This window comes from Vibrio sp. 811, from assembly GCF_033339195.1.
Genome location: NZ_JAWOUB010000001.1, coordinates 116,271 through 132,939, shown reverse-complemented (window position 1 = coordinate 132,939; position 16,669 = coordinate 116,271). Strand labels below are relative to the sequence as shown.

Here is a 16,669-nt window from a genome sequence, read left to right as displayed (position 1 = left end):
TGCCTAGATCGGCTAGGAAAAATTCCTAGAAATGCCTAGGAAGGAGGAAAAGCGTGAAAAGAGTCACACAAAATCCTTACTAATCTATGGGTTTTTGACTGGGTTCTTATCGGATTGGAAAGCGTTCAAATGCAAGCGGGTTAATATGCGTAAGCTTAGTGCAGACAAGGGGTGAGCACGTTTGGTTGGAGAGAATAGTGGCTTGTCGCTAAGTATCAATTGGGAATGAGAAGCAAACAACAGAAACCCGGAGGTCTCTGTTAGAAATATTAGGAATTCGGTTAGGTTGACGTGTTAAGGCGCAGGGCTGTATAGACGCGGCGAGCCGTGTTTTGGTAAGTGAATTAGGTTCAAATGGTTTCTTCTTGCCCATTCGACGGTTAACGCTGTAGGCGCAGATAAGCAAACCAGAGTGGGGATACGCGCGCGAACGGCTTTGTGGATCAACTCCAAGCTGCAACGGCTTGTCATGATTGCGAAGCCACTTTGAGGCTCGATGTGATTGTTGGCCAATGCGCCAATCAACTTATCTAGCGCGTTGTGACGGCCGATGTCCTCTCGGCACAACTTGATGTTGCCTTGTAAATCTGCAAATAAAGCGGCGTGTAACGCGCCAGATTCACGTGCGGCTTCTTGATGCAGTGCGACTTTGTCTCGCAGCCCTTCAAATACATCGGAGCGCGGAGGAAGAGACGGTGTCAGCGGCGCCAAATCAGGCAAAGCTTGTTCCAGAGCCTCGACGCCACAAATCCCGCATCCGGTTGTGCCAGCAAGATTTCGGCGCTGTGTTTTTAACGCCCAGAAAGCGCGGTTGCTGATTTCCACTTCCGCATAGTGAGATTCGTGATCGCCACCAATTTCAATGTCTTTGATCTCTTTGAAGTCGTGGACAATGCCTGTGCTTAGGCTAAATCCTTTCACGAAGTCTTCCAGATGGCCTGGCGTCACCATCATGACCGCTTGGCTAATGCCGTTGTAGCTGATAGCTAAGGCGGATTCACTCGCCAGCGACATTTGTTGTACTGGGCGGCCATCAATCAATTCTCGGTAATTGAACGCACTTGGTTGAGGTGGTGCTTGATTGAAATCGGACAGTTCAAAATAAGATTGAGTAGTGCATCTCATGAAATCACCTCATAATCCGTTATGTATGCCAAACATTGACGTGTGGATTCTTGTTATCGATTGAATATGTTTTTTGCTTCTGCGAAGCACTGATCGGTTAGCGCGGAGAAGGGTTCTTGTTTTCGCTTTAACAAACCTAGTGGGGCGTGAACGGCGGCTTCTTCGATAGGGATAATGCGAAGCGTATCGTTCAACTCTTCCAATCCACAATTCAGAGGCATAATGGCGCAACAAAGGCCACTGGTTACTGCTTGGATCAAGTGAAAGGTGGAGTTACTTTCAATGACGGTTTGCGGAACCAGCCCTTTACTCACAAAGCTAAGATCAATTGAGTGGCGATAGTGCATGCCCTTCGAAAGCAGCCCTAGCGGAATGTTATTGAGTGACTCCCACAACACTTCAGATTCGGCAAAATCAAAATGACGCTCATCGAATAAAACGCCAAGTTTGGTTGAATCTAGTTCGATAACATCGAAGTAAGCGGTGTTGACTTGATCGACATAACACATCCCCAAATCAAGTTGATTGCGATTGAGTTGGTCTATGATCTGTTCGGTCGTCATGGAGAGTATTTGAAAGCGTAACTCAGGGAACTGTTGAGCTAATGGTTTGAGCAATTGCATCGGGTTTTGGCTGGCGAGTGGCACCATTCCAAGCCGAAGAGAGCCTACCAACTGACCACGGCAGTTGGCGGCTTCGGCTTGCAATCCATCATGAGCTGCTAAGACGGTTTTTGCCCAAGCTAAAATGCGTTCTCCGGCTTCAGTAAATCCTTCAAATCTTTGACTTCTTTGGATTAATTCGAGATCGAGTTCTTCCTCTAAGCTTCGGATTCTCATGGACAAAGTAGGCTGCGTAATGTGGCACAATGCGGCGGCTTGACCAAAGTGTTTGGTCTGTTCAAGTGCGATGAGATATTTAAGTTGTTTGATATCCATAATGGCTTGTTAACCTTGCGTTGTGAGTCACATGTACGGGGAACTCCCTAAAAAGGGCACAGCACTACCGTACTTTTTAAGCGCTGGAGCGTTTTAACTGGGGAATGAAAAACCAAAACCAAGTCAAGAATAAAACCACACTCAAAATTGATCTGAATCAAGGCTATTCCTGATATTAATTAGGGTCAAATTTAAAGTATCTATAGTGTGATAGATATTATCTATTATCAAGAGTAGCGATTTTATTGAGTTCGTTAAGCGAACTAGGCGGAATCGAATAGAAAAACGATTAACCTCATAAATTGTATTGATTAAAAATGTGATGACCGTCAGTGGAAAAATTCGTCATAGACTTTGTTTATCACTCGGTCAGGATTATCAATTGGACGCATATTGAATATCGACTTAATCTTTGATTTAGATCAAGACGCAACAATGCGAATTGAATCTACCAGTCTTAGAAACAGTAGGCGGGTATCCGATATCAAGAATCTAGATAAGTAAACGCTCGGACAAGCGAGAGCGTGTTGAGTGGTTACTTATTTGGATTAAAAAATACATGGATTAGAAACTAAGCCCTTCAATACTTCCGCATTATCTCAATAAATAACGCGCTTGTTTTCACGGGCACCCTGCTTGCTGGTATATCTGCGAGGAGTAAAGTCGTGAGCCAAAAAGAACAAATAAAAGCATACAAAGGTCCAGCTGGTGGTTGGGGTGCACTGAAAGCCGTAACCAGAAGTTGGTGGGGCAGTGAAAATGCAGTTAAAAACATTCGCACTATGCTCAAAACCAACCAAAATGGCGGTTTCGACTGTCCGGGATGTGCATGGGGCGAGTCGCCAGATAGTGGTAAAGTCAATTTCTGTGAGAATGGCGCGAAAGCGGTAAACTGGGAGGCAACCAATCGTCTGGTTGATCCTGAGTTTTTTGCCAATCACAGCGTTTCTTCTCTCTCAACGCAAACCGATTACTGGTTGGAATACCAAGGCCGTATCACACACCCAATGCGATACGATGCCGAATCCGACCACTATGTGCCTGTCTCTTGGGATGAGGCTTTTTCTCTTGTGGCTAAACATCTCAACCAATTGGATTCACCGCACCAAGCGGAGTTTTATACCTCTGGTCGTGCAAGCAACGAAGCGGCGTTTTTGTATCAGCTATTTGTCCGCGCATTCGGTACCAACAACTTCCCAGATTGTTCCAACATGTGTCACGAAGCCAGTGCAATCGGGATGAAAGACACCATTGGCGTTGGTAAAGGCACAGTGATCTTTGATGATTTTGAAGAAGCTGATGCGATTTTCGTGATTGGTCAAAACCCGGGCACGAATCACCCACGAATGCTTGAACCTCTGCGCGAAGCGGTAAAACGTGGTGCTCAGGTTATCTGTCTAAACCCGCTGAAAGAGCGCGGATTAGAGCGTTTCCAAAACCCACAAATGCCGATAGAGATGTTGAGTAACGGCTCAGAACCTACAAACACGGCGTACCTGCGTCCTGCTTTGGGCGGAGACATGGCAGTGTTTCGTGGCATCGCGAAATTCTTGTTGCAATGGGAACGCGAGGCATTGCAAAACGGTGGCAAAGCGGTATTTGACCGTGAATTCATCAAACAACACACGATAGGTATTGATGAGTATTTGGCTGAAGTGGACGCAACCTCTTGGGAACACATCGCGGAACAATCGGGTCTTGATTTAAGTGAAATCGAGATGGTGGCGAGCATGTATCGACGTGCAGAACGTGTGATCATGTGTTGGGCGATGGGGTTGACTCAGCATCGTCACTCTGTACCAACCATTAAAGAAGTCGCAAACGTGCAAATGTTACGAGGTAACGTTGGTAAGCCGGGCGCGGGTCTTTCACCAGTGCGTGGTCACAGTAACGTTCAGGGCGACCGTACGATGGGCATTGATGAAAAACCTTCAGATCTGTTGTTAGATCGCATCGAAAGTCGATTTGCCTTTGCCGTCCCGCGTGGTGAAGGCCACAACACTGTGCAAGCCATTAAAGCAATGGAAGAAGGGCAAGCGAAAGTATTTATCGGTTTGGGCGGTAACTTTGCACAAGCAACGCCAGACACAGAACGTACGCACAACGCGATGCGAAACTGTAATTTAACCGTACACATTTCGACGAAGTTAAATCGTTCTCACCTTGTCACAGGTAAAGATGCGCTTATTCTTCCGTGCTTAGGCCGTACCGAGATTGATCAGCAAGCGACGGGCCCACAAGGTGTGACGGTTGAAGATACTTTCAGCATGGTACATATCTCATTTGGTCAGCTAAAACCGCGTTCGGAGCATTTGCGTTCAGAACCAGCGATTATTGCCGGTATTGCCAATGCTACACTCGGGGCAAAACCAATTGATTGGTTGTGGGCGATTGAAGATTACGACCGTATTCGCGATTTGATTGCCGACACGATTCCGGGCTTTACCGACTTTAACCATAAGCTTAAACACCCGGGTGGATTCCACTTGGTAAACCCAGCTGCTGAGCGTCGATGGAACACACCAAGCGGCAAAGCGCAGTTCAGCTCTAGCGAGTTGCCGAAGCAGTTGATCAGCGAAGCGATACTCGAAAAAGGCCAAAAGCCAGATTTGATTTTGCAAACCATGCGCTCACATGACCAATACAATACGACACTTTACGGCTTGAATGACCGTTATCGTGGAGTATTTGGTATGCGCGAAGTGCTGTTTATCAATGAAGCGGATATTCGTAAACACGGTTTTGAACCAGGCGACAAAGTGGACATGGTGTCATTATGGGAAGATGGCGTAGAGCGTCGCGTAAGCGGATTTACGCTTGTTGCCTATGATGTGCCAGCAGGTCAGGCGGCGGCTTACTATCCAGAAACGAACCCATTGGTTCCTTTAGATAGTTATGGGGATAGAACGTTTACGCCAACCTCTAAGTTTATTGCGATAAAATTGGAAAAATCGACATCCGATAAGATCGCTTTGGTGGAAGCGGAATAGTGACCAAACCGGCACAACGACATTTCCGATAAGCAAACGGCTGATATTAATTATCAGCCGTTTTTAATTGCGCTCAGTCTGCATTTAGTGCGCATAGCTTGTGTATAATGTTAATGACATTATGCTGCTCGATAATAGACAGATAAGGCCGATTTGAATCTAATTTCAAGTAGTAAAACTAATAAGAAGATGCTTATGACCTTGAAAAATATAATTAAATTAACAATCAGTCACTTAGTGGCAGTTTCTATTGGCATTGCGATAGGTATCTATACTTTACCGATCCTTATTGCACCACCTGCGCCGACCGATGAACAAGTTGCTAAGAGCAAGCAAGGTGCAGAATACAGCGCAGTGTTTAAGAGGGAACTCAAAGGTAGCGATGCTTTTCATTGGGGAGAGGGAGAGATTCATTTGAGTTCTGAAGTCATTACGTTGGTAGGAAAACTCGCTCCCGGACCAGACTATAAACTCTATCTATCTCCTAAGTTTGTCGAAACGGAACAAGAGTTTAATGACCTTAAATCTGAGATGAGCTTAATTGGTGATGTCAAAACGTTCGATAACTTCGTTGTTGAGGTTCCTCAAAGCACTTCAATTTCTGAATACAATACGGTTGTTGTATGGTGCGAGACATTCGGTGAGTTCATTACTTCGGCAAAGTATCAATAAACCTTAGCAGTAGAGTGAAAGGCTTTTCTTTTCACTTTACGCTAGGATGTTGTTTCGCATAATTAAGAGGCAAAGACTCTTAAACATTCTAAATTTAAGAGCCTTTGTTTAGAGTTATTGACAGAACCATTCGACTTGTAAGTCGTTTGCACCTTTCAGGCTACGTTCTGGAAAAACAAGATTTCGAACTATTTAGAGTTATTCTCTGTTTGGCTTGTTTCGTTCGATGACGCTAATCGCAATGGCTAAAAATAGAATATCTTTTACTAAAAAGAAGTTTGTCACCAAAACCCCATCAGACACTTTCCATGTATTCGGTGTCGTAATTAGAAAGCTGAGTGTCGCAAGAAAAATAATTGCGGCGGCTATGCCAGAAAAATAAGCGACTCGTGTGCTTTTAAGGCCAACGATTAATCCAATAGCGACAATGATTTCTGTTGCGCCAATGATGTTTGATACGGCTTGAACTGACATCACATCATACAACCAACTCATCAGAAAATGATTTTCAACGAGCGGTTGTATAAGCTTAGCCTCTGTAGGTGTGAATTTATAAATACCAATCCATATTAGAACTAAAGAAACGCCGAAAACTCCGATAAGATATCCAATTGAGTCACATTGATGATGGCTTTTTACGTTTTGCATAATTAACTACATTCTCCTGTTTGTTAGCGCTTCCAACAAGACCTATAAGGTTGGTAGAAAATTTCATAGGTTTTTTTTCGCTCAAACAACAGATATTAAAAATCACGTGATACAGAATTACGTGTTTGATAGAACTTAAGGATATTTCGTGGAAGTTAAAATTTTTCAGGTTGACTCGTTTACATCAGAGGTTTTCAAAGGTAATCCCGCGGGTGTTTGTATCACAGAGTCAAGCCTTGATGAGGAAACGATGTTGGCCATCGCGGCCGAGATGTCGTTATCTGAAACGGCATTTCTGTCACTCAGTACAATGCAACTTCGTTGGTTTACACCGAGGACGGAAGTTGCTTTGTGTGGACACGGCACACTTGCAACGGCGCACGTTCTGAAAGAGCAGGGGTTATATAATACTGGAGATACGATTGAGTTCGTTACGCTATCTGGGGTTTTAACTGCACAACTCGATCATGAAGAAATTCATTTGGTGTTTCCTGTTCCAACTTTAGATATGCGAGCTAGTATTAACAAAGACTTACTTCATGGTTTGGGGCTAGATGCCGCCAATGTAGTCGCCTACGGTCAGTTTGATAATAAGCAGTTGGTCGTCATTAATGATGAATTTGTGCTTGAACAACTCGACCCTGATTTTGGTGCGCTGCTTAAACAAAAAGGCCGTGGCGTCGTCATCACTGCTCAATCAAGCACTGACGCCGATTTTGTCTCTCGATACTTCGCGCCTTGGGTAGGTGTTAATGAGGACCCAGTTACAGGCTCTGCACATTGCGCTTTATGTGTTTACTGGGCTAAAGAGCTCAACAAAAAGCAACTGAAAGGCTTCCAAACCTCCAAGAGAAGTGGGGTCGTCCATACAGAGTTGTTAAGCACTGAGCACGTTAAGCTTTCTGGAAATGCAGTAACGATATTGCGAGGATATATGAGAATCGCGTAGCGGTCCTTGTGGGAATGATTTTATTTTCGTGTTACCCGATGCTCAATAGTGAAGACGCTTGAATGCTGCTTATTTAAGTGGCTGATTTTTTTGTAAAAACACCCCTGGCACGGTGGTGTATAACAATGGAGAGTTATATGAAAACTATCGGTCTTCTAGGTGGTATGAGCTGGGAGTCGACGCTTAGTTATTACAAATTGATCAACGAAGGAGTCAAAGAGGCGTTAGGCGGCCTAAATTCCGCAAAAATTTGTATGTATAGCGTGAATTTTTCGGAGATAGAGAAACTTCAACATCAAGGTAAATGGGAAGAAACGGCAAGCATTCTATCTGATGCTGCATCTTCAATAGAAAAAGGGGGCGCTGACTTCATTCTTATTTGTACTAACACAATGCACAAAGTTGCGCCTCAAATTGAAGCCAGTATTAATATCCCCATACTACATATCGCAGACGCGACTGCTGAGTTACTTCGTGAGAAAGGGGTTCAAAAGGTCGGACTCCTTGGTACTCAATTCACAATGGAGCAAGACTTTTATAAAGGAAGGCTTTCAGACCTCTATGGGCTTGATGTCATCATTCCCGATCAAGACGACCGCTCTAAAGTACATAACATTATTTATAAAGAGTTATGCCAAGGTGAAATCAAAGAGGAGTCAAGGACGATATACTTGCAAATTATTGAAAAACTAAAAGAGCAGGGAGCTGAAGCTGTGATTCTCGGGTGTACTGAAATTGCCTTACTTGTAAACCAAAGTCACACCGATGTTACACTACTCGATACCACTTCTATCCATGCTCAAGCAGCAGTCCGTTTGGCAATTGAAGGTGAATGATCTACGCTTTCTTTCCTGCAAAAAAAGAGAAAACCAAGCACGTGGTTTTCTCTTTTTTATTATCAAGTTATAAGCGAGCAAATTTGAGAGTTCTGTATCCACCAATCAAGTTGCGGGCTTTGTAACCATTGTTGACCAGCTGACGGTATGCTACGTTACCGCGTAACCCAACTTGACAGTAAATCACGATCTCTTTGTCTTTAGGAAGTTCGTGCATGCGACGACGTAGTTGATCGACAGGAATATTAACTGCACCTTCAAGATAACCAACGGACTCCAATTCACCAGGATTACGAACATCAAGTAACAGTTGGTCTTCTGTCAGTGAATCCATTTCATCATAATGAATCGCGGCCGCATCGCCTTTGATTATGTTATTTGCCACAAACGCCGCTTGGTTAATTACATCTTTAGCAGAGCCATAAGGTGGCGCGTAAGTTAGCTCGAGGTGTTGCAGTTGCTCTACCGTCATACCAGCACGCTGAGCAACTGCCATTACGTCGATACGTTTATCAACACCGTCTTTACCTACTGCTTGCGCACCTAATATTTTACCTGTTGCTGGATCAAACAGCATTTTGAATGACACGGTTTCTGCACCTGGGTAGTAACTCGCGTGACTTGCTGTATGCACATACACTTTTTCATAAGCGATGTTTTCACGTTTCAGCTGTTTCTCGTTTTTACCAGTAGAAGCGACGGCTAAATCAAAAATCTTACAGATCGCCGTGCCTTGCGTACCTTGGTAAGTTTCTTGGCGGCCAAGCATGTTGTCTGCTGCCATTCGGCCTTGGCGGTTTGCCGGGCCCGCAAGTGGCACTAGAGTTTGCTCGCCAGTCACAAAGTCTTTCTCTTCTACCGCGTCGCCGACAGCGTAGATCGAAGGATCGCTGGTTTGCATGTATTCATTGGTATAAATACCACCAAGAGCGCCGATTTCTAAGCCAGCTTCTTTTGCTAATTTGGTCTCGGGGCGAACACCAATTGCCATAATCAAAATATCGGTGGTGAGTCTTTCACCGTTGTTTAGTGTTAATTCCAATTCACCTTCTAGATGTTGGTGTTTTTCGCTCTCACCAGAGTCGAAACTTGCCACGTGCTCGTTAGGTACGAATTTCACCGACTCAAGTGCGACGCCAAGTTTAAGGTCGATGCCTTTCTCACGAATTTCAGCATGTGCGAAGCCAGCCATTTCACGGTCAACGGGCGTCATCACTTGATCCGCCATTTCAACTAATGTGGTTTTTATGCCTAGCTGGTGGAAGGCTTCCATCATTTCCAAACCGATAAAACCACCACCAACGACCGTAGCGTGTTCAACTTTGTTGGTTTCGATCGTTTTAATGATGCGATCCATATCTGGAATATTGCGCAGCGAGTGTGTTAACGGGTTATCAATACCCGGAATAGGCGGCACAACTGGACCTGCGCCAGGGCTAAGTAGAAGAAAGTCGTAGCTCTCTTGGTATTCCGAGCCATCAAGCAAATTGTTAACCGTAACCGTTTTGTCTTGACGGTTAATAGAAACCACTTCGTTCATCACACGGACATCAACATTGAAACGCGCTAGAAAGCTCTCAGGCGTTTGAAGAAGCAGTTTGCTGCGCTCTTGGATATCGCCACCAATGTGATAGGGTAAGCCACAGTTTGCAAAAGCTAATTGTATGATAGACTTCATCTGACTTAAAAGGTTTGTGAGAGATAAAAAATGAGTAAATACCACCTTTATCACCGTGTTAGTACGTCTGTCCAAAGTGAGGAAGGACATGGTATAGCTCGTCAACAACAGGGTAGCGAAATTTGGATTGAGAACCATAACAAGAAAAGGATTGATGACGGCTTGCCAACTTATAGCCGTGGGCAGATCTACGAGGATAGAGGTCGTAGTGGATACACAGCAGCTAACCTAAAGAAAGGTGAGCTTGGTCAGCTAATGAGTGATATTGAGCGTGGCTTTATCGCAAAAGGTGACATTATTGTTATCGAGCTGATTGATAGGTTTAGTCGAGCAAAGCCAGATTTTGTGCGCAAGCAATTTGAACAAATTTTGTCCGCAGGTGTGAAAATAGCGATTACTAAATGGGACATTGTGTTCGAAGAGGACATGCAAGGCATTGAAGGTGTGAGTGCTCGAGTCCTGCTGGAGATTAGTATCTATCTTGCAAACCAAGAATCATCTCAGAAAAGCGCAAGGATCCGAGCAAGCAATAATACAATGAAAGAACAGGGCTTAAAGCATATAGCAAAAACCCCGATCTGGCTCACTCGTTCCTATGATCGTAAGAATCACGAAGTCATCCCCCAAAACGCTGAGATTGTTCAAAAGATTTTTGAACTGAAATTGAAGTATGGCTGGGGCGCTATAAGAATTATGAATAAGTTAAGAGACCTCGAAGCTGAAGGCGAGCTAAAAGGCTTTGTTACTGTGGGTGATGAGCCAAGCTTAGTTTTGGCTAGGTACACATATAATCAGAAAGGGCAGTTGGTTCGAGGGGCGCTGAACTCTCCTCTTGCTGAATCTACAATTAATGCGGTTTTACGTAATAAAAATGTAATTGGACAATTGGGTGAACAAAAAACTTACTACCCGCCTATTGTAGATGAAGGTGTATATTATGCAGTACAGAAAAATTTCGATACCAATAGGGGAGGCGGAGGTAGTGGTAAATTCAACAATGTGTTCCGTAACATCGCAACATGCGGCTGGCCTAGCGACCGAGGGAATGAGTGTGGATACACGTTAGCTTACGGGCGAAAACCTGGGACTAAACCACCGAAAGGCATGTATCTTAAGTGTAATAACAAAAAGAAGCGTCACCGTTGCAAAGCTAAAAATGTTAACTATTTTCAAGCTCAGAATATCGTGTATGGAGTATTAAAAGAGATCAAATATGAAATAAGTAGTTCGATTGATATCTCTGCATTAGAAGCACAAAGAGGTGAAAAAACTGAGCACTTAAAGAATATTAGACAGTTTTTAGCTAGGAATCCCAACGATACGGGGTGGTTAGAACTATACGACAAGTTACGCTTGGAAGAAGCTGAAATAATGGCGCAGTTAGAGAGTGCTAAAGCAAAAATCACGGGTACTTTAAAAGAACTAAATTTAGACCTAGGCAACTCTGAAGGTAGGTATAAATTTAATCAAATTATGAAAGACTATAAAATTAAAATTATCTTTTATGAAATGCAGATAGTGATTAAAGTTGGAGTCTGGAATGACTTTGAGATAAGAATTCCCCACGATTATACTGAAAGAGATGTTAGTAAATTAACTATAACAGCGAAAGATACCATGCAAGGTATTGTATTGAGGAAGGGTAAAACTCCATCGCTGTTACTATCTTCGAGAAAGCTGTAGCGTTGCTATCGAAAACTTAAATACTGATGAAGATCTTGCGGAAGCACAATCAGACTCTAATCAAGACATAGAGTGCGAATTCTGGCTATTAAAGCATCAAACGTAGCCAAACTATAGAGATCAATCGGGTTCGACATAAGTGGGTGACATTGGCAAATAGTTGTAGAGATTGAAACCAGATCTTGACCCAAGAAACTACAGATTAAAGAGTTATCTGACTTTTTTGATAAGTATCTAACACGTTATAGAACTCGCAATACTAAACAGTTTCAGTTGATAACAAAGGCTAGCAAACAGAAATAATGTCTGTCGTAACAGATAGTTTAAATAGGTTTTTCTGCTCACAATTGCCCTTTTCATGCTGGCAACTAGGAAGTGATCCTTCTCGGTTGCTTTCCAGCTCTTAGCGATACTTAGTAATTGCGTCCTCGGTCGCTGTAACGAGCCTTTGCCCCAAAATGAGTTGCAACAAGTGTCAAAGAGAATTATTTACAGGGTCACTAGATATCACACATTTTTTGAGTCTGACTTCTATTAGACTCCATGGGTGTTTGTGGACAGATGCATACTAGTTATGAGTAACGAATCCCAGTTCACCTATGGAATCCCTAACAGCCGCCATATCTTCTTTAGCGAGTAAATCGTGATCTAAAGCTAACACCAGCCTCTTTTTGGCACGAGTAAGAGCGACATAGATTTTTTTCCATTCTTTATTAAATCGATTTGCTTTGCTAATACCATTTTGAGTTAAGTATTTCAGGGTATTAGGGCTAAGTATGATTACACACACATCAGCATCCAATCCCTTGATAGATTCGATACTTTGGACTTTGAATTGAACATCATTTTTTGTGCATGAATTGCATAGCTCATGTAATTGGGCGAAGTGCTGTTTATTAAGAGCCAATGAATGCCGAGCAATGAGTTTACTTATGGCTTTCTTATTATCTTCATTGATCGCATCGTCCATAAAGTCAGAAAAAGCTGCTTTAACAAACAAAGCTTTGTCTTTCTTGTGGTTAGAATCACGAATCATTTCCTCGATCTCTCGTGGGAATGAGTGTTTGTGTTTAGATGAAGTTGTATAGCGACCATTCTTTTTGTCGATACAAACAAGCTGTTTTGTATCTAAGTAGTGCGTTAGTAGATCGTCATATCGCCCGTCCGTCGATTCAATGTACATGAGTTCACCAACCATTTCTGATAGTGACTCTTGTTGCTGATTTTCATAACAGAAGCTGTTTGAGACAGTTAGTATCTCTCTGGGGACTCGCCTAGTTTGATTGTTGATCGGTAGTATGGTCGCGTATTTTTTTTGAGCTAATTTTTGAACGAAAGCATCAAGATCTTGGGGAAACTTGATTGCTTGTTTTGGATCTCCGATCATGTATATGTCAATATCGTTGCTGCCTAGAACTTCGAAAAAGCGAAGTGCATCTTTATCTAAGTCTTGGACTTCGTCGATGAATATCTTGTCAAAACAGCTTCCTAGAATAGCCAAAAGTCTGCGGACTTTAGCTTTCTTCGCTCTGTTGTTGTGCTTGCTGGTGGTTTCATCAACAATTTGTTTAGCGATGTTGTAGACGCTCTCGGCATGAATGATGTTTTTATCTTTTAATCGCTTTAAGTGCCAGTTTTTGAATCTAGCATCGCTCGGTAACATCATTATTGATGCGTCGTTATACACATCTCCGAGAGTGAATGACGAGAATGGGTAGATGATTTCGTTTAACAAGAAGCTATGTATGGTCTGTATACAGAGATTCGACGGAATAAAGCCATGCTGTTTGATTATCTCTTGCTCTATCTTCGCTGTTGCAGAGTTTGTGTACGTAAGTGCAAATGTCTTTTTGTGACTAGTACAAGCTTCGATGTGCTCTATCAAAGTCTTTGCTAAACCATAAGTTTTTCCAGCACCTGCACCAGCAATCTGTACTTCTATCATGATACCGCCTCGATAACCTCAGCGATGTGAGCTGGTAACTTGATATCCAGCGGATTCTCTTCATCAACCATCGCATCACATACATCAAGCATTCTTGCTGTCTTACCATTAATCATGTGTTTGGATACTGCGTCGAGGTCGCCTTCCATTTCGAATAAATCACTTAGTAAAGCTAGGTTGTCTTCTGCTTCTACTAAATCAATTTCAAGTGTGTAGTTTGTTGTTGTTCTTACAGTGACATTCGCATGCGCTGTGTCATAGGCATCATGTTTGGCTTTAGCCGCATCTGAATTGTCATAATCACGGACAACACCAATTTTCTTGTTCTGGTTATCTTTGTTCAAGGCTAGCCATATATCTAAGAAAGTGGCGTAACCACGTTGACCAATTGGAATAATATCAATGTCGTTGAGGGCTGGCTGTTTAGACAGATAAGTGCTGATTAGCATTTCTTCAGTCGGACCCTCTAGGAGAATGACTTTGTTCGCAAACAGCAGCTTTAAGATGTCGAAGTTAGGTCTCTTTCTTAGGTAGTCAACTAGCTTAGTTGGAGTATCAGACAGACTAATTGCTTTCTCGCCAGTAAACGCCAACACATTAGAGATCTTTAGCTTGTTGATGATCGATGGGTTATGGGTCGAAATGATAGTTTGTACAAGCGAGCCACTGTTGCTTGAGCTTTTCTCAATGAAGTCTCTTACTAAACGAAGGTTGTTAACGCTCAAGTGTGCTTCTGGTTCTTCTATACAGCACAAGTTGAATGTATCACCACATGACTTGTAGTAAGCAAACAAGATGAGTATGTAGATAAGATTTCGTTGTCCTAAGCCTTTTTGGTACAGAAATTCATTCCCGTATTTCAAAGTGATGTTCGATAAGATGTTCTTCAAGTTAGGCAGGTTAGGAGTGCACTCAAGCTGTTTGATAATACTGTCGTAATTCTCAAAATCGTCATTAGTTCTAATGACTTTGTCGAATGTTTCAGTCTTTTCAATAGCACTAAAAAACTCAGAGTAGGCGGTATTGATCTGACCTTTGTCGTCATCGTTGAGAGTGTTCATAAGCAGTTTGGTGAAAATGCTATTGGACTTCATTGAACTGCTTTCTGAGAAGTCATCTCGCTCTGCATTGATGCTATGGAGACTGACGTGTTTTAAGTCACTGTATGCGATAGGCTTTTCGTTGTTCACAGAGACGACTTGGTAGTCGTATAGCTCAACGGGTAGAGTAAACCAGTTAATATCATCTAAAGTCTTACCAGCGAACGATTTCTTCACGACCTCAAGCAAATCTTTGTCGTCTTTAGGCTTAAAGTCGTATCTGATTTTGTAAGTTTCTTTATCTCCATCTGCAACAATCCACTTAGCTAACAGTGCTGTTTCATAAGCATCTTTCGGATCAGCGAACTCTACGGTTACTGATACTTTAGGGATCTTTTTAAGCTGATTCTCTTCGGTGTCATCATTGACAACGGACGTTAGAAAATCAATAACGGAATCTTTGTTGATATCAGAAACACTCAAACGCTTCTGGTTGAAGTCTATTAGGTTGCCGCTTAACGGTAACGAAAGTGCGGTGAAAAAGTTCGTCTTACCAGTATCGTTTTCACCAATAACAACTGTCAGTTGTTGAAGTTTAGCTTCGAAAGTGCGGAAACTACGGTAGTTGTTAATCGTTACCTTTCTGATGTACATAGGAATTTCCCTAAAAAAGAAAACAAGCGCATATGCTACTAATGTACTACAGGTTATTGTATTGTTCCTACTACTTGTTGGTGCCTAAGTGTGATCGCACGTAACTCACAAATGTCCACTTTCGAGCTAGTGAGGTTAAGCTTGATTGGTCGGACTATAGGTCAGCACAAGCACTTGTTGCTTGTGCATTCAGAAAAGTGCATTTTTGTTCGATTATATATATAAACTGAACAAATGCACTTTTTACATCAACTGAAGCTCTTTCACTAGCACACTCACTCTTTGTCTAGATAGTCCCATTTCTCTGGCAATTTGGGATAAATTGACACGTCCGTTATCTTCCAACTGCTTACGATAGAGTTCACGCAAAATTTCTCGGCGTTTCACGTCTGCACCATAGCCTTTCATAGGCCCCGACTTCAATGGCTGATATATGCGCTGCGTAGCTTCATACCTCGCTAAAATATTCAGAATAGCAAACCTCAATGGACCGTTATCGAAATGATTTAATTCTTCAGAAGCTTCCCATCGTGAAGATTCAACCCCCGAGTCATCGAGGCTTTCGATAACCATGAATCCCCAACCTAGAAGAGAATTAAAGCTGGAGAATTGCGTTAAATTATCGGTCTGTTGTAAGCGATGAAAGCTAGTAGGGTAGTTATTTTTAGCATAGAGAATTATCGATTCGGCATATGACTCCCAGTGTTCATCGGTTTGATAACTGAGAACATCAACTACTGCTGGGACGCTATCGTTCACCATGCTGAACAACTTAGCAGCTAGGCCTCTTTGCTTTCCGTTCTTCTTTCTATATGCATTGGAAAAATCTTTTAACTCTGAATTAGAAGAGTGTCTTTCCGTAAACGATAGAACCTTTCGTACGGCCGAGTTGTACGCTTTTTTGTTGTGAATGGAATGGTGCTCTTTACAATAGTAACTGGATGAAAATGTCCGTTTCCAACAAACAGCACACATAGGCACACGAGTTTTGTATTGGGACTCAAAAAGATTTAATCGCCCTTGCTCTTGAGCGATTTCAAAAGGTATCCACTTTTTAGTTTGGCTAGTTGCACTCCTTGCTTTTAGCAAAACGCTTTCTAACGAAAAAAGTAAGAACTCTAAATCATCATCTACTTCCACTCTCATCGGTAATTCGAATTCGTAAGCATATTGGATGTTATTTATAGCTGTGCTTAGTCCACCACAGTAGCGTATTAACTCTTCAACACTTTGTGGCTTCAGGCCTTCATATTTCCTGCAAAAAGGAATGGTATCTGAAATTAAGCTTGAATAATGGGCTGACAATTGTGGTTGAGAAAATGCTGTTGAAACCAGAATTCCCGAACTCTTGTGACACTTCTTTTTGAGGAGGTTAAGCCCTTTGTGAGATGCACTAGCTTTGAGTTTTTCAAGGTTGGATACTAATTCGGCTTCTAGTTCTTTATATCTCATGTCAACATGGTTGGGTGGTTTTTTGGTTGTTTTGTGTATGGTACAGAGATTTTAAAGTG

General features: G+C 42.5%; 11 protein-coding genes and 1 pseudogene. 5 read left to right on the top strand and 7 right to left on the bottom strand.

All coding sequences use genetic code 11. From position 1 onward, the window contains the following. Positions 1-294: 294 nt before the first annotated feature. Both fdhD and R7Q46_RS00590 read right to left on the bottom strand, forming a co-directional pair. Positions 295-1,125 (bottom strand): formate dehydrogenase accessory sulfurtransferase FdhD, encoded by an 831-nt coding sequence (gene fdhD, locus R7Q46_RS00595; protein WP_017447522.1) that lies wholly within the window; start codon positions 1,123-1,125, stop codon positions 295-297. A gap of 53 nt (positions 1,126-1,178) precedes the next feature. Beyond that, positions 1,179-2,063: a LysR family transcriptional regulator gene (locus R7Q46_RS00590; protein ID WP_005460961.1), complete on the bottom strand. Its 885-nt coding sequence runs from the start codon at positions 2,061-2,063 to the stop codon at positions 1,179-1,181. Between the two features lie 665 nt (positions 2,064-2,728). Here R7Q46_RS00590 and R7Q46_RS00585 point away from each other — a divergent pair. Beyond that, positions 2,729-5,053 carry an FdhF/YdeP family oxidoreductase gene (locus R7Q46_RS00585; RefSeq protein WP_205461021.1) on the top strand — a complete coding sequence of 775 codons (2,325 nt, stop codon included), beginning with the start codon at positions 2,729-2,731 and terminating at the stop codon, positions 5,051-5,053. Between the two features lie 195 nt (positions 5,054-5,248). Beyond that, entirely contained in the window at positions 5,249-5,725 is a 477-nt protein-coding gene (locus R7Q46_RS00580) for a DM13 domain-containing protein (protein ID WP_005376099.1), read from the top strand. 198 nt (positions 5,726-5,923) lie between these two features. Here the strand turns inward: R7Q46_RS00580 and R7Q46_RS00575 are convergent, their stop codons facing one another. Then, positions 5,924-6,373 carry a YkgB family protein gene (locus tag R7Q46_RS00575; RefSeq protein ID WP_205461022.1) on the bottom strand — a complete coding sequence of 150 codons (450 nt, stop codon included), beginning with the start codon at positions 6,371-6,373 and terminating at the stop codon, positions 5,924-5,926. A 148-nt stretch (positions 6,374-6,521) separates the two neighbouring features. Between R7Q46_RS00575 and R7Q46_RS00570 the strand changes: the two genes are divergently transcribed. Then, positions 6,522-7,322: a PhzF family phenazine biosynthesis protein gene (locus R7Q46_RS00570; RefSeq protein ID WP_167416018.1), complete on the top strand. Its 801-nt coding sequence runs from the start codon at positions 6,522-6,524 to the stop codon at positions 7,320-7,322. A gap of 137 nt (positions 7,323-7,459) precedes the next feature. After that, entirely contained in the window at positions 7,460-8,158 is a 699-nt protein-coding gene (locus R7Q46_RS00565) for an aspartate/glutamate racemase family protein (RefSeq protein WP_176311566.1), read from the top strand. 67 nt (positions 8,159-8,225) lie between these two features. Here R7Q46_RS00565 and R7Q46_RS00560 read toward each other — a convergent pair. After that, a pseudogene (locus R7Q46_RS00560) lies at positions 8,226-9,818 on the bottom strand (FAD-dependent oxidoreductase); the annotation flags it as partial. 48 nt (positions 9,819-9,866) lie between these two features. On the opposite strand from R7Q46_RS00560, the gene R7Q46_RS00555 reads away from it, so the two are divergent. Next, entirely contained in the window at positions 9,867-11,519 is a 1,653-nt protein-coding gene (locus tag R7Q46_RS00555) for a recombinase family protein (RefSeq protein WP_046875409.1), read from the top strand. Positions 11,520-12,087: 568 nt separating this feature from the next. Here R7Q46_RS00555 and R7Q46_RS00550 read toward each other — a convergent pair. The 3 genes from R7Q46_RS00550 to R7Q46_RS00540 all read right to left on the bottom strand — a co-directional run bounded on the left by R7Q46_RS00550 (position 12,088) and on the right by R7Q46_RS00540 (position 16,610). Next, positions 12,088-13,464 carry a UvrD-helicase domain-containing protein gene (locus tag R7Q46_RS00550; RefSeq protein WP_046875410.1) on the bottom strand — a complete coding sequence of 459 codons (1,377 nt, stop codon included), beginning with the start codon at positions 13,462-13,464 and terminating at the stop codon, positions 12,088-12,090. Next, on the bottom strand, positions 13,461-15,158 hold the full coding sequence (locus tag R7Q46_RS00545; RefSeq protein WP_046875411.1) for an ATP-dependent nuclease: 1,698 nt from the start codon (positions 15,156-15,158) through the stop codon (positions 13,461-13,463). The genes R7Q46_RS00550 and R7Q46_RS00545 overlap by 4 nt, the downstream gene beginning before the upstream one ends. 243 nt (positions 15,159-15,401) lie before the next feature. Further along, a complete protein-coding gene (locus R7Q46_RS00540) occupies positions 15,402-16,610 on the bottom strand; it encodes a winged helix-turn-helix domain-containing protein (RefSeq protein ID WP_318077219.1) in 1,209 nt (402 codons plus the stop codon). Positions 16,611-16,669: the final 59 nt, after the last annotated feature.